This is a genomic window from Collinsella sp. AF38-3AC, assembly GCF_003474365.1.
GTDB lineage: Bacteria > Actinomycetota > Coriobacteriia > Coriobacteriales > Coriobacteriaceae > Collinsella.
In genome coordinates, this window is record NZ_QROM01000012.1 from 1 (window position 1) to 22335 (window position 22335).

General features: G+C 61.3%; 18 protein-coding genes. 5 read left to right on the top strand and 13 right to left on the bottom strand.

What is annotated here, in order from left to right:
• Positions 1-250: 250 nt before the first annotated feature.
• The 6 genes from DW029_RS07645 to DW029_RS07670 all read right to left on the bottom strand — a co-directional run bounded on the left by DW029_RS07645 (position 251) and on the right by DW029_RS07670 (position 6550).
• Positions 251-952, bottom strand: coding sequence for an ABC transporter ATP-binding protein (locus tag DW029_RS07645; protein WP_117807975.1), 702 nt, complete (start codon positions 950-952; stop codon positions 251-253).
• 12 nt (positions 953-964) lie between these two features.
• Complete coding sequence (locus DW029_RS07650; RefSeq protein WP_006234439.1) at positions 965-1825, bottom strand: ABC transporter ATP-binding protein; 861 nt, start codon at positions 1823-1825, stop codon at positions 965-967.
• Positions 1815-2894, bottom strand: coding sequence for a branched-chain amino acid ABC transporter permease (locus DW029_RS07655; RefSeq protein WP_117807943.1), 1080 nt, complete (start codon positions 2892-2894; stop codon positions 1815-1817). Before DW029_RS07655 ends, DW029_RS07650 begins: the two co-directional genes overlap by 11 nt.
• Before the next feature lie 9 nt (positions 2895-2903).
• Entirely contained in the window at positions 2904-3785 is an 882-nt protein-coding gene (locus DW029_RS07660; protein WP_118345701.1) for a branched-chain amino acid ABC transporter permease, read from the bottom strand.
• Positions 3786-3924: 139 nt separating this feature from the next.
• Positions 3925-5112, bottom strand: coding sequence for an ABC transporter substrate-binding protein (locus tag DW029_RS07665; protein WP_117734505.1), 1188 nt, complete (start codon positions 5110-5112; stop codon positions 3925-3927).
• 271 nt (positions 5113-5383) lie between these two features.
• On the bottom strand, positions 5384-6550 hold the full coding sequence (locus DW029_RS07670) for an ABC transporter substrate-binding protein (protein ID WP_117807946.1): 1167 nt from the start codon (positions 6548-6550) through the stop codon (positions 5384-5386).
• Between the two features lie 249 nt (positions 6551-6799).
• Here DW029_RS07670 and DW029_RS07675 point away from each other — a divergent pair, with 249 nt between their 5' ends.
• Both DW029_RS07675 and DW029_RS07680 read left to right on the top strand, forming a co-directional pair.
• On the top strand, positions 6800-8143 hold the full coding sequence (locus DW029_RS07675) for a homoserine dehydrogenase (protein ID WP_117763725.1): 1344 nt from the start codon (positions 6800-6802) through the stop codon (positions 8141-8143).
• Between the two features lie 221 nt (positions 8144-8364).
• The gene (locus tag DW029_RS07680; protein WP_117734508.1) at positions 8365-9114 is read left to right on the top strand and encodes an SDR family NAD(P)-dependent oxidoreductase; all 750 of its coding nucleotides are present in this window, start codon (positions 8365-8367) and stop codon (positions 9112-9114) included.
• A 161-nt stretch (positions 9115-9275) separates the two neighbouring features.
• Here DW029_RS07680 and DW029_RS07685 read toward each other — a convergent pair whose 3' ends face one another.
• The gene (locus tag DW029_RS07685) at positions 9276-10838 is read right to left on the bottom strand and encodes a cation:proton antiporter (protein ID WP_117734509.1); all 1563 of its coding nucleotides are present in this window, start codon (positions 10836-10838) and stop codon (positions 9276-9278) included.
• Between the two features lie 184 nt (positions 10839-11022).
• On the opposite strand from DW029_RS07685, the gene DW029_RS07690 reads away from it, so the two are divergent.
• Positions 11023-14769 carry a phosphoribosylformylglycinamidine synthase gene (locus DW029_RS07690; RefSeq protein ID WP_118345702.1) on the top strand — a complete coding sequence of 1249 codons (3747 nt, stop codon included), beginning with the start codon at positions 11023-11025 and terminating at the stop codon, positions 14767-14769.
• Between the two features lie 100 nt (positions 14770-14869).
• On the top strand, positions 14870-15805 hold the full coding sequence (locus DW029_RS07695; RefSeq protein WP_117734511.1) for a DMT family transporter: 936 nt from the start codon (positions 14870-14872) through the stop codon (positions 15803-15805).
• A 136-nt stretch (positions 15806-15941) separates the two neighbouring features.
• Here DW029_RS07695 and DW029_RS07700 read toward each other — a convergent pair whose 3' ends face one another.
• The 4 genes from DW029_RS07700 to DW029_RS07715 form a co-directional block, all read right to left on the bottom strand.
• Positions 15942-16853, bottom strand: a complete 912-nt coding sequence (locus DW029_RS07700; RefSeq protein WP_117794335.1) for a GGDEF domain-containing protein — start codon at positions 16851-16853, stop codon at positions 15942-15944.
• Positions 16854-17194: 341 nt separating this feature from the next.
• Positions 17195-18217, bottom strand: coding sequence for a 2-keto-3-deoxygluconate permease (locus DW029_RS07705; RefSeq protein WP_118345703.1), 1023 nt, complete (start codon positions 18215-18217; stop codon positions 17195-17197).
• Positions 18218-18359: 142 nt separating this feature from the next.
• Positions 18360-18683 carry an AzlD domain-containing protein gene (locus DW029_RS07710; RefSeq protein ID WP_117734514.1) on the bottom strand — a complete coding sequence of 108 codons (324 nt, stop codon included), beginning with the start codon at positions 18681-18683 and terminating at the stop codon, positions 18360-18362.
• Entirely contained in the window at positions 18673-19365 is a 693-nt protein-coding gene (locus tag DW029_RS07715) for an AzlC family ABC transporter permease (protein WP_158550197.1), read from the bottom strand. The genes DW029_RS07710 and DW029_RS07715 overlap by 11 nt, the downstream gene beginning before the upstream one ends.
• Before the next feature lie 137 nt (positions 19366-19502).
• Here DW029_RS07715 and DW029_RS07720 point away from each other — a divergent pair, with 137 nt between their 5' ends.
• Positions 19503-20315 carry an HD domain-containing protein gene (locus DW029_RS07720; RefSeq protein ID WP_117734516.1) on the top strand — a complete coding sequence of 271 codons (813 nt, stop codon included), beginning with the start codon at positions 19503-19505 and terminating at the stop codon, positions 20313-20315.
• Here the strand turns inward: DW029_RS07720 and DW029_RS07725 are convergent.
• Positions 20312-21517 carry an electron transfer flavoprotein subunit alpha gene (locus DW029_RS07725; protein WP_117763716.1) on the bottom strand — a complete coding sequence of 402 codons (1206 nt, stop codon included), beginning with the start codon at positions 21515-21517 and terminating at the stop codon, positions 20312-20314. The genes DW029_RS07720 and DW029_RS07725 overlap by 4 nt on opposite strands.
• Complete coding sequence (locus tag DW029_RS07730) at positions 21518-22333, bottom strand: electron transfer flavoprotein subunit beta/FixA family protein (protein WP_117743428.1); 816 nt, start codon at positions 22331-22333, stop codon at positions 21518-21520. It abuts the gene before it with no gap.
• Positions 22334-22335 lie beyond the last annotated feature (2 nt).

Below are 22335 nucleotides of genomic sequence, written 5' to 3' on the forward strand. Positions count from 1 at the left end.
GATTTTGCCTCTTGACAATGTCCTGCTCATATTAAAAGGAACGTCCCCAAGTGTCACCCCCATGTGCCAGCGACAACGGCAACGCCGATGTTTTGGCAATGTCAGCGAGCGGGCCGCATTTGAGACAAGGTGACGTGAAACGAAAGGGCGCTGACCTTTTGGTCGCGCCCCTGAAGTTGAACGTCAGATTGTCCAAATGCGGCCCGCGCAGCGTCGGCCGGTCCGCCGTTCGGTAGAACGGCGGAACCTCCTAGCCACCGAGATAGGCCTTGCGGACGTTATCGTCGTGCAGGAGCTCTTGGCCGGTGCCGGTCATGGTGATCTTGCCGGTCTCGAGCACGTAGCCGCGCGTGGCGATGGAAAGCGCCATCTGCGCGTTCTGCTCGACCAGGAGCACCGTGGTGCCGGCCTTGTGCAGGTCCTCGACAATCTGGAAGATCTGCTCGATCAGAATCGGTGCCAGGCCCATGGAGGGCTCGTCGAGCATGAGCAGCTTGGGGTTGCTCATAAGGGCGCGGCCCATAACGAGCATCTGCTGCTCGCCGCCCGAAAGGGTGCCGGCAACCTGGCGGCGGCGCTCCTTAAGGCGCGGGAACTGCTCGTAGACGCGCTCAAGACCCGGAGCCACCGTGGACTTGGGCTGCGTATAGGCGCCCATCTCCAGGTTTTCCTCAACCGTCATCTGCAAAAAGGCGCGACGGCCTTCGGGCACCTGGGCCAGGCCCTTGCTCACCAGCTTGTCGGCGGGCGCGTGGGTAATGTCCTCGCCCATAAACTTGATGGAACCGGTCTTGGAGCGCAGCAGGCCCGAGACGGTCTTAAGCGTCGTGGACTTGCCGGCGCCGTTGGCGCCGATCAGGGCCACGATCTCGCCCTCGTTGACGTTAAAGGAGATGTCCTTGATGGCGTGGATGGCGCCGTACCAGACGTTGATGTTGTAGACGGAAAGCATCGGCTCTGCCATTTAGTTCTCCCCCTTATCCTGCTTGCCCAGATACGCCTCGATAACGGCGTCGTTGTTCTGGATTTCCTCGGCCGTGCCCTTGGCGATGACCTTACCAAAGTTGAGCACGCAGATGCCCTCGCAGATGTTCATGACGAGCGACATATCGTGCTCGATGAGCATGATGGCGATGCCGAAGGTGTCACGGATCTTGACGATATTCGCCATGAGCTCCGCGGTCTCGGACGGGTTCATGCCGGCGGCAGGCTCGTCGAGCAGCAGCAGCTTAGGGTTGGTAGCAAGCGCGCGGACGATCTCCAGACGACGCTGGGCGCCATAAGGCAGCGAGCCGGCCTGCTCGTTTGCAAGGTGCTCCATATCAAAAATGGACAGCAGCTCCATAGCGCGCTCATGGGCGGCCTTCTCATGCTTCCAATACGTCGGCAGGCGCAGCACGCCCTCAAAACCGGAGTAGCGCTCCTGGTTGTGCAGGCCGACCTTAACGTTGTCCTCCACCGTCATGGTGTTGAACAGGCGGATGTTCTGGAAGGTACGGGCGATGCCCATGCGGTTGACCTGGTAGACGGACTTACCCGAGGTATCCTCGCCGTCGAGCAGGATGGTGCCGTGCGTGGGCTGGTACACCTTGGTGAGCAGGTTGAAGACCGTGGTCTTACCGGCGCCGTTGGGGCCGATCAGACCGGCGATCTCGGTCTTGCCAATGGTCAGGCTAAAGTCGTCGACCGCCTTAAGGCCGCCAAACTCAATGCCCAAGTGGATGCACTCGAGCGCCGGGCGCTGGCCCAGGTCGCGGTCGGGAACGATGGCGCCAGAAGGATACGGGACCATCTTGCCCTTGTTGAACTCAAACTTACTGGGCATCGGCTGCCACCTCCTTCTTGGGAGCAAGGCGGTCCTTAACGCGACCGAAGAACGCCTTGAGCTGCGGGTTGTTGGTAAAGACCATGACCAGGATCAAAACGATGGCATAGATGAGCATGCGATAGTCCGAGAACTGACGGAGCAGTTCGGGAAGCACCGTGAGCAGCGCCGCCGCGATGACAGAACCGCGCATGTTGCCCAGGCCGCCCAAGACCACGAACACCAGAATGAGGATGGACGTGTTGAAGTCAAACTTGGTGGCGGAGAGCTGCGAGAAGTTACCGCCGAACAGGGCGCCTGCAGCACCGGCGAGGGCGGCAGAAACCACGAAGGCGATCATGCGGTACTGGGTGACGGAGATGCCTACGGACTCGGCAGCGATCTTGTTGTCGCGCACGGCAATGATGGCACGGCCGGTACGGCTACGGACCAGATTGAGCACGATCACGAGCGCGATCATGACCAGGATGGCACCGGCAAGGAAGGTCGAGTAGGTCGACACGCCCGACGCGCCCTGGGCGCCCTTGATGATGGCGGTGCCGTCCTCGAGCAGATGAAGGTCGTCGATCGTGGAGTTGCCCGTGATGTTAAAGATCACGTGAAGGCCGCGGGAATCGACGCCCACGATAAGGCAGGTGACGATCTCTTTGATGATTTCGCCGAAGGCCAGGGTCACGATGGCCAGGTAGTCGCCGCTCAGGCGAAGAACCGGGATACCGATCAGGAAGCCCATAATGGCAGCAGCGACAGCGCCGACCACGATGCTGATGATAAGACGCACCGGATCGGAGGGAACGGCGCTCTCGAGGGCAACGGCGGTGACGATACCCGTATAGGCGCCGACACTCATAAAGCCCGCATGGCCCAGCGAAAGATCGCCCGCGATGCCGACGACGAGGTTAAGCGAGATGGCCATGACGATATAGGCCGTGATGGGAACCAGCTGACCGGCGATCATGCGCGGGATCATATGGTTGGACTGCATAAAGAACACGATGGCGAATGCCACGATGCACATGGCGTACGTGACAAAGTCGTGACGCGTCTGCTTGTCTTTAAGGAACTTCATAACGCTCACCTACACCTTCTCGGGGACGTACTTGCCCAAGAGGCCGGCAGGCTTGACGAGCAGGACGATGATCAGAACGCCAAAGACGATGGAGTTGGCAAGGCTCGTGGAAATGTAGGCCTGTGCCATTGCCTCGATGATGCCGATAAGAATGCCGCCGACAAAGGCGCCGGGGATGGAGCCGATGCCACCGAAGACGGCGGCGTCGAAGGCTTTGATGCCAGGCATGGCGCCCGTCGTGGGCTGCAGCACCGGCGAGTAGGAGCACAGCAGCACGCCGGCGATGGCGGCAAGGGCAGAGCCGATGGCAAACGTCATCGAGATGGTGCGGTTGACATTGATGCCCATGAGCTGAGCGGCGGCCTTGTCCTCGGACACGGCGCGCATGGCCTTGCCCATCTTGGTCTTGCCCGTAAAGAACACCAGGCCGGCCATGATAATCAGGCAAGCGACGATGGTGACGAGCGAGACAGCGCTCACGTTATACTTGGCCAAGAACTCCGGCACCGGGAAGGTGACGAGCGAAGTAAAGTTCTTGGGCGTGGCGCCCCACAGAAGCTGGGCGGCATTCTGCAAGAAATAGGACACGCCGATAGCCGTGATCAGAACGGCCAGCGGGCCTGCCTGGCGCAGCGGCTTATAGGCCAGGCCCTCGATGAGAACACCGAGAACCGTGCAGACCGCACAAGAGAGAATTACAGAAGCCCAGCCCGGGAGGCCGAGATACGACGTGGCGCAGAACGAGGCATAGGCACCGACCATGATGACGTCGCCGTGAGCGAAGTTCAGCATCTTGGCGATACCGTAGACCATGGTGTAGCCCAACGCGATGATGGCGTAGACGCTGCCCATGGACAGGCCGTTGACCAGGTATTGGATAAAGACCGTCATGTTCCACATCCCCCTTTCGAATAGGTTTCCAGTTGATGTATGAAACAGGGACGTTACATCGTCCCTAGATACCAAGCAAGCAGGGAAGGCCAAAACCTCCCCTGCTTGGGATCAAAACCGCTCTATGTAAGGCGGTCTATTAGGCCTGTACGTACTTGCCGTCGGTGATGACGTACGCCGTGGGGTCCTTCTGGACCTGGCCCTTGTCATTCCAGGAAAGCTTGCCGGTCAGACCGTCAACGGTGATCTTGAGCATAGCCTCGGGCAGCTTCTCGGCGACCTCGGTGGGGTCGGCGTCGACGCCCAAGCCGGCCTCCTTAAGAGCCTCGACCACAGCGTGCACGCCGTCGTAGGCGTCGGCGGCAAACTGGTCGGGGGTATCGCCGTACTTATCCTTGTAGGCGTTAACGAAGTCGGCGTTCTTCTCGTCGTCGGCGGAGAACGGGGTCATGAGCAGCAGGCCCTCGGCAAGGGAGGTGTCGAAGCCCTCCACGCCCAGGATGCCGTCCATGCCGTCGCAGCCCATCATCTTGACGTCGTAGCCCATGTCCTTGGCGTTCTTGAGCAGGACGGACGCCGGCGTGTAGTAGATCGGCGCGAAGATCATGGTGGCGCCGGCCTGCTTGGCCTTGGTCAGCTGGTTGGTAAAGCTCGTTGCGGAGTCGTCCTTAAAGGTCTCCTCGTCAACGATCTCGAGCTTGGACTCAGCGGCCTGAGCCTTAAAGGAATCCGCGATACCCGAAGAATAGGCGTCGCCGGAGTTATAGAACAGAACGAACTTCTCGTCCGCATACTTCTGGGCCAGGAACTTGGCAGCGTTGACGCCCTGGTTGGGGTCGGTGAAGCAAACCTGGAAGACGCAATCCTTGCCGTCGGTAACGTCCTCGGAGGACGCGGACGGGGTGATCATGAACGTCTTGGGGTCGTTACCGCACTCGGCGGCAACGGCAACCGACGCACCCGTGGTGGTCGGGCCGACGAGGGCCTGCATGCCCCAGTCGAGCAGGGTATTGAAGGCGTTGACGGCCTTCTCGCCGTCGGCCTGGTCGTCCTCGGCCTTGCTGACAAGTGGCAGCTCCTTGGTCGAGAAATCCTTGCAGCCAAGCTCGACGCCCTGGGTAACGGACTTGCCGTAGGACGCGGCAGCACCGGTCAGCGGGCCGATGGTGCCGATCTTAAACGAGGCGTCGCTCGAAGCGGAACCGCTATCGCCGCCGTTGGAGGAGCAGCCAGCTAGAATAGACATCGCCCCCAGACCTGCTGCGCTCGCGATAACGCTCCTGCGATTCATAACAGGGTTCAATGACTTACCGGTGAGGCTCGACATGCGGCTCTCCTCTCAAATCTCGTCGGGTTTCGGTTACCCGACAGGCCATCCTTCGCCGTGTTCGGCGTTCGCAAAATAGTAGACGCTTTAGTTAGGAAAAGTGGCGATTATTTCAACTTTTCTTATACCTCAGATTTTTATCCATATTTCTGCGTATTTTTGCCGCTTTATGCATATCTGCCACTTTATTGTGTAAAAGTAATGTTTCCATTCTGTTACAAGCATCCTCGCCCTGAATAAAAGAGCCTCACCGGTTGCGTTTTATACGCTCTTAGGCGGCGATGTACTTGCCGTCCTGAATCACATAGGCCGTAGCGGGCTTTTCGACCTGGCCCTCGTCGTTCCAGGTGAGCTCGCCGGTCAGGCCATCGATCTTGATCTTACGCATGGCGCGGGCAAGTTCGGCGGCAATGTCGGCACCGTCGGCCGTCGTATCGATGCCAGCCTTGTCGATGGCCTCGGCGATCGCGTGGACGCAGTCGTAGGCGTCGGCGGCAAACTGGTTGGGGGTCTCGTCGTACTCCTCCTTATATGCCTTGACAAAGTCGGCGTTCTTCTCGTCGTCGGCGGAGAAGGGCGTCATGAGCAGCACGCCCTCGGCAAGCGAGGTATCGAAGCCCTCCACAGAGAGCAGACCGTCCATGCCGTCGGTGCCCATGAGCGTCATGTCGTAGCCCATGTCCTTGGCGTTCTTGAGCAGGACGGACGCCGGCGTGTAGTAGATCGGCGCAAAGATGAGCGTGGCGCCGGCCTCCTTGGCCTTGGTCAGTTGATTGGTAAAGCTCGTGGAAGAGTCGTCCTTAAAGGTCTCGGTGTCGACGATATCGAGCTTGGACTCCTTGGCCTGCTCGGCAAAGGCGTCGGCAACGCCCGAGCTGTACGTATCGCCGGAGTTGTAGAACAGGGCGATCTTGGCGTCTGCGTACTTCTCGGCCAAAAACTTCGCGGCACTCGTGCCCATGGTGGGGTCGGTGAAGCAGACCTGGAAGACCGTGGTCTTGTCCTTGGTGACATCGAGCGACGAGGCGGAAGGCGTGACCATGAGCATGTCGTCGGCAATCTCACCCGAGACGGCAACGGCGGCACCGGTGGTGACGGGGCCGACGAGCGCCTGCATGCCCCAGTCGCACAGGGTATTGAAGGCGTTGATGGCTTTCTCGCCGTCGGCGACGTCGTCCTCGGACTTAAGCGAGAGCTTGAGGTCCTTGGTCGAGAAATCCTTTACGGCGAGCTTGGCGCCCTTCTCGACCGAGACGCCATAGGTGGCCGCGGCACCGGTCAGAGGACCGATGACGCCGATCTTGAAAGACTTGCCGTCATCGGCAGACCCATCGTCCGAGCCACCCGAGGAGCAGCCGGCAAGTGCGACGGTGCTGCCGAGCGCGGCGGCGCCGGCGAGGAAGTTCCTACGGCTGAGCGTGCTGTTGATGTTGAACATGGTGTCCCCCTTTTCGCTGGCCGCGGTGCGGCCGTCTTGCGGTACAGGGCAAACCTTATGGCCCAAACGTTGACAATTTGTTACGGGAGTTCGTTTGTAGCGAGCGTGTTTCCAATATTTCCGCAGCGTTTCGGGGGTAGCGTTTTATGCGGCTCCTGTTGCCTGGCAAGCACGCGCCCTTGGTTCACGCTAGAATGCACTCAACCTTAACTGGTCAATCATCCATACAGATGCACGAAGGAGCTATCTATGAGCGAACCCCTGCGCACCGTGAACGTCGGCCTGATCGGCCTGGGAACCGTCGGCGGCGGCGTGGCCCGTCTGATCAAGAGCCACCACGATGAGTACCTGGCCGCCTACGGCATCGACCTTAAGCTGACCCGCGCCTGCGCGCTTGCCTGGGAGCAGGCCGAAGCCGCCGGTATTGAGCGCGAGGCCTTTACGAGCGACTGGCATGATGTCGTCACCGACCCCACCGTCGACATCGTCGTCGAGCTAATTGGCGGCGAGCATCCCGCAACCGAGATCTTCACCACGGCCTTTGAGAACGGCAAGCACGTCGTCTCCGCTAACAAGGCCCTGCTCGGCCGTCACGTCGAGACGCTCGCCGAGAAGGCGCGTGAGTGCGGCGTGCAGATCAAGTGCGAGGCCAGCTGCGGCGGCGGCATCCCCATCGTCAGCACGCTCGAGCACGACCTGGTGGGCAACAAGATCCTGACCATCGCCGGCATCCTCAACGGCACCACCAACTACATCCTGTCGCGCATGGACGCCGAGGGCGCCGATTACGCCGACGTGCTCGCCGACGCGCAGGCCAAGGGCTACGCCGAGGCCGACCCGTCCGCCGACGTCGACGGCTTCGATGCCGCCAGCAAGACGGCCATCCTCGCCTCCATCGGCTTTGGCACCCGTGTGACCACCGACGACGTCTACCAGCAGGGCATCCGTACCATCGGCGCCGAGGACATCGCCCAGGCCCGCGAGCTCGGCTACACCATTAAACTGCTCGGCATCGCCCGCAACACCGACGCCGGCGTCGACGTCCGCGTGCATCCCACGCTGATCCCCGCCGACCACATGCTCGCCAAGGTCAACGGTGCCATGAACGCTGTCTACGTGGTAGGCGACGCCGTGGGCGAGACCATGTTCTACGGTGCCGGCGCAGGCTCCTTCCCCACCGCGAGCGCCGTCGTGGGCGATATCCTGTCGCTCTCCGAGCAAATCAGCCGCGGCGTTGCTCCGCTGCCCGAGATTGAGCCCTATGGTCACAACCTCGCTTTTAAGCCCATGGACGAGCTCCAGACCAAGTACTATGTGCGTCTGAAGGTCGCCGACCGCGTGGGCGCCCTGTCCGAGACGGTCGACATCTTTGCCAAGCACAACATCTCGATCTCGCTCATCAACCAGGTCGAGGACGGCAAGTCGGGCGTCAGCGATACCTGCTCGGTCATCTTCCTGACGCACCGCGCGCTCGAGAAGGACGTCCAGGCTGCCGCCGCCGAGCTTGCCAGCGTCGACTGCGTGGCCGAAATCGCCAACGTCCTGCGCATCGAGGACGTCGAGGCCTGGACCGAAGGCGTCATGGCCAACTAGCCCGATTCTCGGCAAATCAAATAACGCATGAGGGGCTCCCATCCGATTGGATGGGAGCCCCTTTTAGTTACATCTTTTGCACGAAGTGGTCGACTAACGTTTGAGCAACTTGACCGTTCATCAACAACCGTGGATACCGTTTACCGATATGCGGCGTCAGCTGTTTTTTGCCGCCACTATGCTGTGCTGCAAGTATCCATGCACATAAGAGAGGAAGCGATATGCTGCTCAAGGGCAAGAAAGCAATCATCACCGGAGGCACGCGCGGAATCGGCTATGCCATCGCCTGCCGTTTTATCGAGGAAGGCGCCGCCGTCACGGTCTTTGGCTCGCGCCAGGAGACTGCCGACGCAGCCGTTGAGAAACTGGCAGCCGCCTATCCCGAGGCCAAGGTTTGGGGCCGCTCCTGCGACCTCACCTCGCTCGAGGCCGTAACTGAGGCCTTTACCCAGGCTGCCGCCGATATGGGCGGCTTGGACACGGTCGTCAACAATGCCGGCATCTCCCAGCGCTCGCCCCTTTTGGACTACACGGCCGAGGAGTTTGCCAAGGTCATGGACCTCAACGTCGTCGCCGTCTTTAACGGCCACCAGGCTGCCGCCAAGATCATGACCGAGGCCGGCCACGGCGGCACCATCACCACCACGAGCTCGATGGTCGCTAAGTACGGTCAGCCCTCCGGCGTTGGCTATCCCACGTCCAAGTTTGCCGTCAACGGCATGGTCCAGTCGCTCTCGCGCGAGCTCGCCCCCATGGGCATTCGCGTCAATGCCGTCGCACCCGGCGTGACCAAGACCGATATGGTCGCCAACCTGCCCGAAGAGGTCATCAAGCCTATCATCACCACCATTCCGCTGGGCCGCATGGGCGAGCCCGAGGATGTCGCCAACGCCTTCGTCTTCCTGGCGAGCGACATGTCCGCCTACGTCACAGGCGCCGTGCTCCCCGTCGATGGAGCCGCCCGCTCCTAAGGGACCACGAGCTTTGGCCCCTGGCCTCAACATAGCTCAACCAAAGAAGGCGCGCTGTCCACATCAACCGCAGACAGCGCGTCTTCTTCTGTTTGAAGGGAAACTGTGTCCCGTTTCGCGTCCGTCCTCAAACGGGAATGCCGCCCCCGCATCAGCGTCGGCTACTTGCCGTCGTCCTCGTCGGCTTCTTCGTGCGCATAAAGCTCCAGCATGCGACGGCGGTACTCGTGCACGGCGAGCTTGGCGCGCTCTAGGCGGCGACGCTCACGCGGGGTGAGCTCGGACGGATCTATCTCGTCGCCATAGGTCTTATCGGCAAGCAGATGCGCCGCATCCACAATGCGCGCATCGATGCGTTCGCTCGCCGCCCGATCAGAAAGGCGCTCGGCAATCGTGTCGAGTGTAGGCAAGCCTTCGAATACGCGACCATGTCCATGCGACGTCAATAGCTCGTGCTCGCGGGCGAGAAGACTTGCCAGGTCGTGATGGGCACGCAGGATATTGAGCGCATCGGCGGGATGCTCGGCAACCTCCGCCACGGCGGCGACCGGCGCCGCATCGACCACGCGGTAGAAGAGCTGCGCGAGCAGTGGCATCAGGAACACCGTGATGGCGCCGGCTGCCACCATAACCGAAGCGACGCCTTGCGATAATGCGCCGGCATTGACGGCGACGCTCGTCACGGCGACGATGATCGGCAGTGCCGTGGTGCAGTAGAGCGCCACGGTGATGCGACCGTAGGCAGAAACATCGCGCGTCTTAGGGCAGATGCCCATGGAGACAACGATGGGCACGGCACGGATAACCAGCAACGCCACGATAAAGCCCACGAGCAGGCCAGGGCGCGATGCTACAGCCGTCAGGTCGATCTTGGCGCCCGAAACGGTAAAGAACACCGGGATCAAAAAGCCATAGGCAAGGCCATCGAGTTTAAGCTCGAGCGTATGGTTGCCCTCGGGGATGATGTAGCGCAGGACGAAGCCCGCGGCAAAAGCGCCCAGTACGATATCGAGGCTAAAAATAGCGGAAAACGCCACGAGCGTGACCAGGATGAGCACTGTGAGGCGCACGAACGTCTGAGAAGTCGTATCGGCGCGCTCCTGAATAAAGGCAAAGAAGCGGCTGCCAATACGCTTGGAGCGGCTGGGGACCACGGCAAGCAGCACGCACACCACGGCGAACAGCCCCAAGATCAACAGCGTCTCGACACCCGTACGGGCAGACAGCAGCACCGACATGGCGAGCACGGGTCCGAGCTCGCCCCACGTACCATAGGCAAGAATCGAATCGCCGACGCGCGTCCCAGAAAGCGACCGCTCGCGCAAGATGGGCATGAGCGCCCCAAGCGCCGTCGAGGTCAACGCTAGCGTCACGGCGATGCCATCAAAATGACTGACCGAAAACCACGGGGTAAAGCGCACGGCAAGCCAGGCGATACCAAACGTAACGACCCACGTCGCCATGCCGTAACGCCCCTCGATGCCCGTGATGTTCTTGGGATCGATCTCAAAACCGGCAAGCAGGAACAAAAAGGCCAGGCCGAGCTCGGACACGAGCGAGACCTCGGCATCCACATGGATAATGCCGAGCATATGAGGTCCCAGCACCGCGCCAAACACGAGCAAAAAGACCGTCTCGGGAACGGGTTTTCCGGGAATCGCCGAGGCGATGAAGGGACTTGCAAAGGCCACGAGTGCGATGATGGCGAGCGAAACAAATGCCATGTGATGCCTTTCTCTTGTTTGCGCTCCACTGTAGCACCCTCGCCGTCCTCAACGCGCCACGAGCTGTCGTATCATAGTGAGGTTTAAAAGTATGCGGCTCAAGGCGATCGCGAGGCTTGCCCCGCAAACCGACCGCTGCCGCATACCGCACCGTACGCCCAACCGATCAGGAAGGCAGGAACCAATGGTCTCTCGTATCTACGTGGAGAAGAAACCCGGGTTCGACGTCGAGGCTCAGCAGCTCAAGGGCGAGCTGACCGAGATTCTCGGCATCAAGGGCATCGAGGCTCTGAGGATCATCAACCGCTACGACGTCGAGGGCATCGATGAGGAGCTGTTCCGCTCCTGCGTGCCGACCGTCTTTAGCGAGCCCCAGGTCGATGTGACCTACGACGAGCTCCCCGCAAGCGATGGCGCCGTCTTTGCCGTCGAATTCCTGCCTGGCCAGTTTGACCAGCGCGCCGACTCCGCCAGCGAGTGCGTGCAGCTCATCAGCCAGGGCGAGCGCCCCGCCGTGCGCTCCGCCAAGGTCTATATGATCTCGGGCGCCCTGGACGAGGCCGCCATCGATGCCATTAAGCACTACGTGGTGAACCCCGTCGAGGCCCGCATTGCCTCACTCGACCTACCCGAGACGCTGCACATGGAGACCCCCGAGCCTGCGCCCGTCGAGGTGCTTGACGGCTTCCGCGAGCTCGACGAAGCCGGTCTTGCCGCCTTTATCTCCGAGCGCGGTCTTGCCATGGACGAGGCGGACATCGCCTTCTGCCAGCAGTACTTCCGCGATGAAGATCGCGACCCCACAATCACCGAGATCCGCGTGATCGACACCTATTGGTCCGACCACTGCCGCCACACCACCTTCGGTACCGTCCTGGATGACGTGACGATCGACGACGCCGTGGTGCAGCAGGCCTTCGACCGCTACATGGAGATGCGCCACGAGCTCGGTCGCGACGCCAAGCCCGTCTGCCTCATGGATATGGGCACCATCGGCGCCAAGTATCTCAAGAAGACCTGCGTCATGACCGATGTCGACGAGTCCGAGGAGATCAACGCCTGCACCGTCAAGGTAAAGGTCGATGTTGATGGTGAGGACCAGGACTGGCTGTTCCTCTTTAAGAACGAGACCCACAACCACCCGACCGAGATCGAGCCCTTCGGCGGTGCCGCCACCTGCGTGGGCGGCGCCATCCGTGACCCGCTCTCGGGCCGCAGCTATGTGTACCAGGCCATGCGCGTCACCGGCGCCGGCGACCCCACCGTCCCGGTTTCCGAGACGCTCGAGGGCAAGCTCCCGCAGCGCAAGCTCGTGACCACCGCCGCCGCCGGCTACTCCAGCTACGGCAACCAGATCGGCCTTGCCACCGGTCAGGTCAACGAACTCTATCACCCCGGCTACGTGGCCAAGCGCATGGAGGTCGGTGCCGTCGTGGGCGCTACCCCGGCAAACCACGTGCGTCGCGAGTGCCCCGCCCCCACCGACAAGATCATCCTGCTGGGCGGCCGCACCGGCCGTGACGGCATCGGCGGCGCCACCGGCTCCTCCAAGACCCAGAACACCGAGTCCATCGAGACTTCGGGTGCCGAGGTCCAGAAGGGCAACGCCCCGGTCGAGCGCAAGCTGCAGCGCCTGTTCCGACGCGGCGACGCTTGTCGCTTGATCAAGCGCTGCAACGACTTTGGCGCCGGCGGCGTCTCGGTCGCCGTGGGCGAGCTTGCCGACGGCCTGTATGTCGACCTCGATACCGTGACCAAGAAGTACGACGGCCTGGACGGCACCGAGCTCGCCATTTCCGAGTCCCAGGAGCGCATGGCTTGCGCCGTCGCCGACGGTGACGTCGAGGAGTTCATGGGCTACGCCGCCGAGGAGAACCTGGAAGCGACCGTTATCGCCGAGGTTACCGCCGAGCCGCGCATGCGCATGGCCTGGAACGGCGTCGCCATCGTCGACCTGTCCCGCGAGTTCCTCAACTCCAACGGTGCGCCCAAGCACCAGGCCGCCCACGTCTGCGCCCGCAGCGTGTGGCAGCCCAGCTGGGCCGGCACCACGCTTGCCGAGCGTATGACCTCGCTCGTCACCGATCTTAACGTCGCCTCCAACAAGGGCCTTTCCGAGCGCTTCGACTCCACCATCGGCGCCGCCACCGTGCTCATGCCCTTTGGCGGCAAGACGCAGCTCACCCCGAGCTCTGCCATGGTCGCCAAGTTCCCCGTGGACGGCGAGACCACCACGGCGAGCGCCATGGCATGGGGCTTCAACCCCTACCTGATGGAGGCCGACCAGTTTGCAGGTGCCTACCTGTCCGTAGTCGAGTCCATCGCCAAGCTCGTCGCCGCCGGTTTTGAGCACAAGCGCGCCTACCTCTCCTTCCAGGAGTACTTCGAGCGCCTGCGCACCGAAGCCGAGCGCTGGGGCAAGCCCATGGCAGCCGTTCTGGGTGCTCTTATGGCCCAGGTCGATCTGGGTGCCGGCGCCATCGGCGGCAAGGACTCCATGAGCGGCTCGTTTGAGGACGAGGCCGGCGAGCTCAACGTTCCGCCGACCCTCATCAGCTTCGCCGTGGCCGTGGGTCGCGCCGCCCGCGCCACATCGCCCGAGTTCAAGGGCCTGACGCACCGCGTCGTCCGCATCGCCCCCGCCACCTATGGCGAAGACTACCGCCCCGATGCCCAGCAGCTGCTCGCCGCGTTTGACGCCGTCGAGGCGCTCACCGCCACCGGCGACGCCCTGGCCATCTCCACGCCCGGCTACGGCTGCGGCGCCGAGAGCCTCTTTAAGATGTGCGTCGGCAACCAGATCGGCATCGAGCTTGCCGAGGACGTGGACGTGGAGAGCCTCTTCACCCCGCTCTACGGCAGCTTTATCGTCGAGCTCGCAGAGGATGCCGAGCTGCCCGAAGTCGCCGACGGCGTTGTCGTCGAGCCCCTGGGCACCACCGTCGAGGGCTATGTCATCGACACCGGCTCCGAGGTCATCGAGCTCTCCGAGCTCCAGGAAGCCTGGGAGAGCGGCATCGAGGGCGTCTTTGCCTACCGCAGCACCAGCGAGCAGCCCGAGGCCGAGACCATTGACTATCGCGCCAAGGACATCCATGTGTACGGCGGCGCCAAGATCGCCCGCCCGCGCGTGATTATCCCCGTCTTCCCCGGCAACAACTGCGAGTACGACAGCGCCCGTGCCTTCCGCGCCGCCGGTGCCGAGGCCGACACCTTCGTGATCAACAACCTCACGCCCGAGGCCGTTGCCGAAAGCACCCACGAGCTTGCCCGTCGCATCCGCCAAAGCCAGATCGTCATGATCCCCGGCGGCTTCTCGGGCGGTGACGAGCCCGACGGCTCCGCCAAGTTCATCACGGCGTTCTTCCGCGCTCCCGAGGTCACCGAGGCAGTTCGCGACCTGCTCAAGGCCCGCGACGGCCTGATGCTGGGCATCTGCAACGGCTTCCAGGCCCTGGTCAAGCTCGGCCTGGTGCCCTACGGTGACATCGTCGACGCCACGCCCGACGCGCCCACGCTGACGTTCAACACCATCGGTCGCCACCAGAGCCGTCTGGTGCGCACCCGCATCTCGTCCAACCTGTCCCCATGGTTGTCGCAATGCAGCCTGGACGACCCCTACACCGTCGCCATCAGCCACGGCGAGGGCCGCTTTGTCGCCAATGACGAGGTGCTCGCCCAGCTAATCGCCAACGGCCAGGTCGCCACGCAATACGTGGGCGAGGACGGCAAGCCCAGCATGGATCTTTCCGTCAACCCCAACGGCTCCGCACTCGCTATCGAGGGCATCACGAGCCCCGACGGCCGCGTCCTGGGCAAGATGGGCCATGCCGAGCGTCGCGGCGACAACCTGTACCGCAACGTTCCCGAGCATGTCCCCGGCGATAAGTTCATGCCGATCTTTGAGAGCGGCGTAGCCTACTTCGCCTAAAGACGTTCCCATCGGGTACAATCCCTTCGGGTAACAACACCCGCCGCCGGCACCTCCGGTGGCGGGTTCTTTTTTGCTTCGCGCATACAGGAAGGACATCATGGAAAGCCGCAAGCCGCATCTCGCCACCCTGCCCGGACTCATTCTGGGCTGCCTTATCTGCTGTGCGCTCTGGGGATCGGCTTTCCCCTGCATCAAGATCGGTTACGAGCTCTTTGGCATTCCCGCGCACGATAGTGCCTCGCAGCTGCTCTTTGCAGGCTTGCGCTTCACGCTTGCCGGCGCCCTGGTCATCGTTGGGATGAGCGCGGCGAAGCGCCGCCCACTCATCCCGCAGGCTCGCGACATCAAGCCCATCTTTGTCTTGTCGCTTTTCCAGACGATCGGGCAGTACTTCTTTTTCTACCTGGGACTCTCGCGCGCCAGCGCCATGTCGAGCTCCATCATTGAGGCCAGCGCCAACTTCCTCGCAATCCTCTTTGCCGCTCTGGCGTTTCACACCGAGAAGCTCGATACAGCCAAGGTGCTTGGCTGCGTGTTGGGCTTTGCCGGTGTAGCGCTCGTCAACCTTTCGGGCGCGGATGGCACCTTTGGCTTTGCGCTCGACGGCGAGGGCTTTATCCTGGCTTCCACCGTTGCGGGCGCCCTGTCGACCTGCCTCATTGGCATTTTCTCGCGCGAGCATGACGGCGTTTTACTCGCCGGCTGGCAGTTTTTAGTCGGCGGTCTGGTCCTTACCGCCATCGGGCTTTTGATGGGCGGCGCGCTATCCCCCACCAAAATCGTCCCCGCCATCGCGCTCATCATATATATGGCACTCATTTCCGCCGTCGCATACTCGCTGTGGTCTCGCCTGCTCGCCGTCAACCCCGTCAGCCGCGTTTCGGTCTTTGGCTTTATGAACCCGGTCTTTGGCGTAGCGCTAAGCGCGCTGCTGCTCGGCGAGGGTGCTGGCACAAGCCCCGTTACCGTCATTGTGGCCCTGTTCCTGGTCTGCGGCGGCATCATCATTGTCAACAAACCTAAACAGGCCTAACAAGCCAGGCCCTTGCATATGCCGCACCTGCAGCGGACATTCGCGTGGTCGCTTTTTTCTAGCGTATCTGGACGCCGGCTTTTTTCTTCTCGTGCTTTACGCGGTAGAGCTCCGCATCGGCAGCGCGAAGCAAATCTTACCAGGTATCGACACCATCACCCATCCGTGCGTAGCCGATAGACATCCGCAACAGATACGGCACCTCGGTACGCGCGAGCTCGTCGTTGATTGCCTCGCACAGGCGCATGATGTCCTGCTCTGCTATCGCCTTTTGGAGCACTACGAACTCATCGCCGCCATAACGTGCGATAAAGCCACCAGACGCCGAGCAGACATCTTTGGGCGCGGTGGAGATGAGCTGAAGAGCGCGGTCACCCTCCACATGTCCGTAGCGATCATTAATCTGCTTAAAGCCATCAGCGTCCATCATGAGCAGATACACATCGCCCGTATGATCCGCATTCGAGAAGAGCGACAGCATATAGGTCTCAAATCGGTTTCGATTGTTGAGGCCAGTCAACGGATCGGTCGAGATCAGCTGCTCCTGGCAGACGATGTAGAGCAGCAGCATGCTAATCATTATGCCGACACAAAGCCCGGGCACCGAAAACACGACCTGAAAGGTGCCGCCCACCAGGACCGGAATGGCGAAAAATGCCAAGGTTCGATAGATGGCCTTCTTTTGTAGACTCTCGACCCTGCGCGATTGCACAAACGCGTGCAGGGACGTATGAATAACGTAGCAGTAGCTGACGATGGGCTGGATCATATAGGCAAAGCAGCGATGATACACGCCCTGCGCATCGATATAGAACAGGGCGTGCGTCCAGCAGCTCGTAAACGCCAGCACGACCACCAGCACCGTAGGCAACGTTACGAGCGCCACCTTATAGCGCGCGGTCAAAAGGCGAGAGCCCTGCACTGTCTCGGAATAGATAAACCAAATGAGGCACGCGATGGCAAAGAGTGAAAACGAAACCGCGTTGGAAATCCAGTTGGCGGCAATGCCCAGCGTGCCGTCCACACCATCCGAGAGCGTCCAGATCATATCGAATAATATTTACGCGGCAGAGGTATAGCCGAGCATGCTAAACAATAGCTGCTGGGTACTCGAGAATAAAGAGCGACGGCTTCGCGCGGCAAGCCCGATAAGAACAATCATGCAGAGCAGGAATATCTCAATCTTGAGTGCCTTAACCACTAGACGCCATCCCTTCAATATCCAAGTGGCCAGAATCTCCCGAATCGTGCCTGGGAAATAAACACCCCCTATTCCGTAGGGGTAAAGGGAGTCATAGCAGAGCGTCCGAACATTACTGCAAGACAGCTTCCGTTCGGACGCTCGAGCGGCGCGAATTGCGCGCCGGCATCATTGATGAATGATGATTGCTACTCGCCATAGATGTCGGTCGCGACGGCTTCCTCGATGGCCTCGACACCGGCGGACGACAGGTCCTCCTTGCCCTGGCAGAACTTCTTATCGACCCAGCCAGTAAGAATCGGAGCCATGATCGCCGTGATGATAACGGCGGTGGCGATCTGGGCGTACGCGGTGGGAGCAAGCTCTGCATAGCGCGGCGCCACCTCGGCAAGAGCAACCGGCGTGGTCATAGCCGTGCCGGCGATGGTGGAGCAAGCCACGGCGGCCTTGCCGTTACCACCGCACAGGCGCTCGAACGCAAAGGTGATGGGACCGACGACAAACAACGTAACAAGGCCCAGCAAGATGCCGGAAATGCCACCAGTGACAAAGCTCGACAGGCTCATGGATGCACCAAGCTGAAATCCGATGACGGCAATCGCGGGATTGGTGCCGGGAACCAGCAGGTTCTTTATGAACGGGAAGAGGTTGCCCAAAACCATACCGATGACAAGCGGCAGGATGGAGCCGACGATGGTGCCCAGCGGGATGTTAGCAAGACCAGAAACGCCCAGGATGATCATGGTGACGGCGGGGCCGGCCGTAAAGAACAGGATGCCCACGGCGCCCTGCTCGGACTCATCGCCAAACTCGCCCATGATGCCCGTATAGAGCGCCATGTTGCAGAAGGTGATGCCGCCGATAATGGAGACCGAGCTCAGGCCCAAAAAGTTGTCGTTAAAGAAATACGCAACGCCCAGGCCCAGCGCGGCTGCCACCACAAGCTTAGGGATCAGTACGACGACGCCGGTCTTGATAGCGCCCGGCGTGGACTTAAAGCTGATGCCGGCACCCACGAAGAGCAGGATCGCGGCGACGATGGTATTGGAACCGCCGCGACAGGCGGCGGTAAAGAAGCCACCGATCTCGAAGACCTGCGGGCAGAAGGTATTGAGCAAAAGACCGACGATCATCGGGTAGATCATGATGTCGCCCGGGATTCGCGGTACTTTGAATTTCTTTTGCTCGTTGGCGGTCGCTTCCTGTGCCATGAAACCCCCATTTCCGTTGACGGGATACAAAAGCCCACGTCATACTTTGCTACAGTAAAGTTTGACCATGGTACCAGAAGAAGCAGACCGGCTCGGTGAGAAATTCGATTCGCAAAGTCGAGACGGTAAACGCGCCCTGCTCTTATACGAGGCTCAAAACGATATAGAGCACGATGCCCGAGACGCAGCACCACAGCATCGACTTTGTCTTGATTGCCACCGCCACGACGCCGGCAGATGCGATCCAGGGAATCAAGCCCTGCCACAAGCCGGCATCGAAAGCGCCGGGGCTTATCAGGTCGTTAGCGACTAGCGCCGCAAAGGCAGCGGGCGGAATATAGCCCAAGGCCTCGGTAACGCGGGGTGAAAGCGTTCTCCCACGCAAAGCAAACGCCGGGGCAATGCGGAAAAACGCGATGGCCGCCCACGACGAAAGCCACAGGACCAAAAACTCGTTAACGGGCATCGCGAGCACCCCTTCCTTCGGCGAGGGCATCGCACACGAGCGCCGCGGCAACGCCGACGAGTACGCTTACCGGCACGGCGACATTCGTCCACCCCAAGAACTTGCATACGGCGACGGATGCCGCAGCCAAAACGGCAGCTACGGCATTGCCACGCGACAGTCGCTGCGAAAAGAGCAGGCAGATAAAGAGCGATGTGCAGACAAAACCTGCAAGAGCGGTGGGGACATCGACAACGGCACCGACAACGGCGCCCGTTGTGCACGAAACGCCCCATGTTGCGATGAGGATCACGTTGAGCGCAAAGGACTCGCGCGGACCCCAATCCTGCCCCTCAATCAACTTGGCAAGCGAGATGCCATATGCCTCCTCGGTGAGCGTCGCGGCAACGGCCAGCGTCTGACGCTTCGAGGCGCCCGCCAGATGCGGTGCGATCGATGCCGAGTAAAGTGCAAAGCGCGAGGAGATTGCGGCGACGCTAGCGACGATCGATGCCGCAGGCACGCCCGCCAGCCACAGGTTGCAGACCATAAACTGTCCGCAGCCCGTCACAAACGTGCTGCTCAGGGCAAAAACCATCCATGGTTCCATCCCCGCCTGCGCCATAATCATTCCGCACGGCGCACCTATCGCAACATAGGTAAGCATCACCGGCCAGACGGTTTTTAAGATCTTGAGCACCATAACGTTCCTCGTCCCGACAAGCTGTCCGAGCCGCATTCAACGACACGGCAGAATCATCGCCCGGCAGCAACCGACATCACCTACAATTGCCACCGGATCGAAAGATACAGAAAGACACAACTTTTTAGGAAGTCATTATGACAGCTATCGATCGTGTGCGGGCAGCTGCGGCCTTTAAGACCTATACCGATGCCTACGATGCCGCCAATCCACGTATCGCACTCAAAATCGAGCATACGTACCATGTTGCCGAGGCATGCGATGCCGTGGCACGTAAACAGGGTTGGTCACCGCAGGACATTGACCTGGCGTGGCTGTGCGGACTGCTGCACGATATGGGTCGTTTTGAACAGCTGCGGCGCTGGGACACCTTTAAGGACGCCGAGAGCATGAGCCATGCAGCGCTGGGCATCGAGGTCCTCTTTGGCGAGAATCCCGCCGATGCACCCGCCGTAACGAGCATCCGCGACTTTATCGATGACCCGGCAGAAGATGAGCTCATCCGAGCGAGCATTGCCTATCACAGTGATTTCCGTCTACCCGCGCAGCTCGACGAGCGCACGCGGAGCTTCTGCGATATCGTGCGCGATGGCGACAAGATCGACATTATGCGCACCATCGCCGACAGCACCGTCGACACTATCCTCAAAGTGGATGAGGACGCGTTTGTAGCCAGTCGCTTCTCGGCACCGACGCTTGCCGCCTTTGACGAGCACCGCTGCGTCGCACGCGATGAACGCAACGAGCCCGCAGACTACCTGGTGGGACTCATCTGCTTTATGTTTGAGCTCGTCTATCCGACAAGCCGTGCGCTGGCGCGCGAGCAAGGCGATATCTATCGCCTGCTCGACGCGCCCTTTGGCATTACGCGACCCTTTATCGACCCCACCACGCAGGCAACCTGGAGCCGCCTTAAGGACGAGCTGCGCCGCTGGCTGGCAAGCGCTTAGCACTCGAGCTGAGCCAGCAACTCCTCAACGACCTCGACGGCGTTTCCAACAACCTTGTACTGGGCGGCGCCAAAGATGGGGGCATCCGGGTCCTCATTGATGGCGATAATGCACTCCGCCCCACCGATGCCGGCGAGATGCTGGATAGCACCCGAGACACCGATGCTCACGAGGAGCTTGGGCGAGACCGATACACCCGTCTGGCCAATTTGATGGCGATACTCCAGCCAGCCGGCCTCCACCACGGGGCGCGTGCAGCCAAGCTCGGCACCCAGAGCCTCGGCAAGCTTTCGCATCAGCGGTAGGTTTTTCTTGGAGCCAATGCCGCGGCCCACCACGACCAGACGCTCGGCATCGGCAATTGAGGCCTGCTGTCCCCACTCCTCGGCGGGAATCGAGATCTCGACACGGGCCTTAACGTCCTCCGCAAGCATCACCTGGGCAATCGTGCCGGAACGGCCGTAGTCGAAGTCGGGAGCCTTAAAGATGCCGGGGCGCACCGTTGCCATCTGCGGACGGTGGTTGGGGCAAATGATGGTGGCCATCAAGTTGCCGCCAAACGCCGGGCGCGTCTGCTGCAGCAAGCCCGTCTCCGCATCCATCGAAAGCACGGTGCAGTCGGCCGTAAGGCCCGTCTGCAAACGCACGGCAACGCCGGGTGCCAGTTCGCGGCCAAAGGCGGTCGCACCGTACAGAATGGCCTCGGGCTTGCGCTCTGCCACCAAATCGCAGATCAGGCGGGCGTAAACCTCTGCGTCGTTCTGGCGCAGACGCTCGTCGCGACAGACCAGGACCTCGTCTGCACCGGCGTAAACCAGATGCTCCAGGTCACCGAGAGAACCCTCGGGGCCCATACCGACCAGTGCGACCAGACGGCAGCCGCGAGCATCGGCAAGCTCGCGGCCCTTACCCATGAGCTCGTAGGCCACAGGAGCCACGGCGTCGTGCTCGTCAGTCTGCACGAAGACCCAAATGTCTCGATATGCATCAAGGTCCACCGCGCCAGCGGCCTCGTCGCGCTCAATCGAGATAGCGCTGACAGGGCAGGCGTCGACGCACCCGCCGCACAGGATGCAGCCGTCGGTTACGCGGGCGCAACGGTTGGGGCGCTCGCCCTCCACCACAATGCCACCCGAGGCGCAGGCGCGAACGCAGCGGCCACAGCCAACGCAGGCCTCGCTATCGATTATCAGTCCGCTCATCTATGCCATCTCCTCGATAATCTTGGCAAGTTTTACCGCCTGCTCGGACGCCGTTCCCTCAACGGCCTCGCACGTTTGGTCACGGTCGGGCACAAACGAACGCACGACCTGCGTCGGTGATCCGGCAAGGCCGCAACGCGAGGGATCGGCGTTTACGTCGGCAGCGCTAGCCACGCGCACGTCTGCATCCTCGGCCGCGCGAATGCCGGCAATACTCGGCATGCGCAGCTGGCCAATCTCCTTGGCGGTCGTCATCGCACACGGCATCTCCAGGTACACCGTCTCCTCGCCGGCATCGCAGCCGTGGACGAGCGCCAGCGAGCCACACGTCGTAAATCCCGCGCTCTGCACACAGCTCACGTCGGTCACGCAGGGGATCTCAAAGGCGCCGGCCAGCTCGGGGCCGATCTGGGCCGTATCGCCGTCCACTGCCATCTTGCCGCAGATGAGCAGGTCAAAGTCCTCATCGAGTGCCTCGATACCGCATTTGAGGGCATAGGTGGTGGCTAGGGTATCGGCACCCGCAAAGGCTTGGTCGGTCAGCAGCAGCGCGTCGTCGGCACCGCGGGCGATGCAGTCGCGCAGCAGCGATTCGGTCGCGGGGATGCCCATCGACACCACCGTCACACGCACGTCCATGCCAAAGCCGATAAAGTCGTCCTTCAGCGCCAGCGCGCATTCCAGAGCGCTTGCATCGAACGGGTTAATGACCGCCTGCTTGCCATCACGCACGATAGTATTGGTTTTGGGGTCCATCTTGACCTCGGTGCTTCCGGGCACCGCCTTGACGCACACCACCATATGGAAATCACTCATCT

Coding starts and splice junctions, on each gene's coding strand:
- DW029_RS07675 (WP_117763725.1), top strand. CDS start 6,800: ATGAGCGAACCCCTGCGCACCGTGAACGTCGGCCTGATCGGCCTGGGA.
- DW029_RS07670 (WP_117807946.1), bottom strand. CDS start 6,550: ATGTTCAACATCAACAGCACGCTCAGCCGTAGGAACTTCCTCGCCGGC.
- DW029_RS07655 (WP_117807943.1), bottom strand. CDS start 2,894: ATGAAGTTCCTTAAAGACAAGCAGACGCGTCACGACTTTGTCACGTAC.
- DW029_RS07720 (WP_117734516.1), top strand. CDS start 19,503: ATGACAGCTATCGATCGTGTGCGGGCAGCTGCGGCCTTTAAGACCTAT.
- DW029_RS07695 (WP_117734511.1), top strand. CDS start 14,870: ATGGAAAGCCGCAAGCCGCATCTCGCCACCCTGCCCGGACTCATTCTG.
- DW029_RS07705 (WP_118345703.1), bottom strand. CDS start 18,217: ATGGCACAGGAAGCGACCGCCAACGAGCAAAAGAAATTCAAAGTACCG.
- DW029_RS07650 (WP_006234439.1), bottom strand. CDS start 1,825: ATGCCCAGTAAGTTTGAGTTCAACAAGGGCAAGATGGTCCCGTATCCT.
- DW029_RS07680 (WP_117734508.1), top strand. CDS start 8,365: ATGCTGCTCAAGGGCAAGAAAGCAATCATCACCGGAGGCACGCGCGGA.
- DW029_RS07665 (WP_117734505.1), bottom strand. CDS start 5,112: ATGTCGAGCCTCACCGGTAAGTCATTGAACCCTGTTATGAATCGCAGG.
- DW029_RS07710 (WP_117734514.1), bottom strand. CDS start 18,683: ATGCCCGTTAACGAGTTTTTGGTCCTGTGGCTTTCGTCGTGGGCGGCC.
- DW029_RS07685 (WP_117734509.1), bottom strand. CDS start 10,838: ATGGCATTTGTTTCGCTCGCCATCATCGCACTCGTGGCCTTTGCAAGT.
- DW029_RS07725 (WP_117763716.1), bottom strand. CDS start 21,517: ATGAGCGGACTGATAATCGATAGCGAGGCCTGCGTTGGCTGTGGCCGC.
- DW029_RS07660 (WP_118345701.1), bottom strand. CDS start 3,785: ATGACGGTCTTTATCCAATACCTGGTCAACGGCCTGTCCATGGGCAGC.
- DW029_RS07730 (WP_117743428.1), bottom strand. CDS start 22,333: ATGAGTGATTTCCATATGGTGGTGTGCGTCAAGGCGGTGCCCGGAAGC.
- DW029_RS07645 (WP_117807975.1), bottom strand. CDS start 952: ATGCTTTCCGTCTACAACATCAACGTCTGGTACGGCGCCATCCACGCC.
- DW029_RS07690 (WP_118345702.1), top strand. CDS start 11,023: ATGGTCTCTCGTATCTACGTGGAGAAGAAACCCGGGTTCGACGTCGAG.
- DW029_RS07715 (WP_158550197.1), bottom strand. CDS start 19,365: ATGGTGCTCAAGATCTTAAAAACCGTCTGGCCGGTGATGCTTACCTAT.
- DW029_RS07700 (WP_117794335.1), bottom strand. CDS start 16,853: ATGATCTGGACGCTCTCGGATGGTGTGGACGGCACGCTGGGCATTGCC.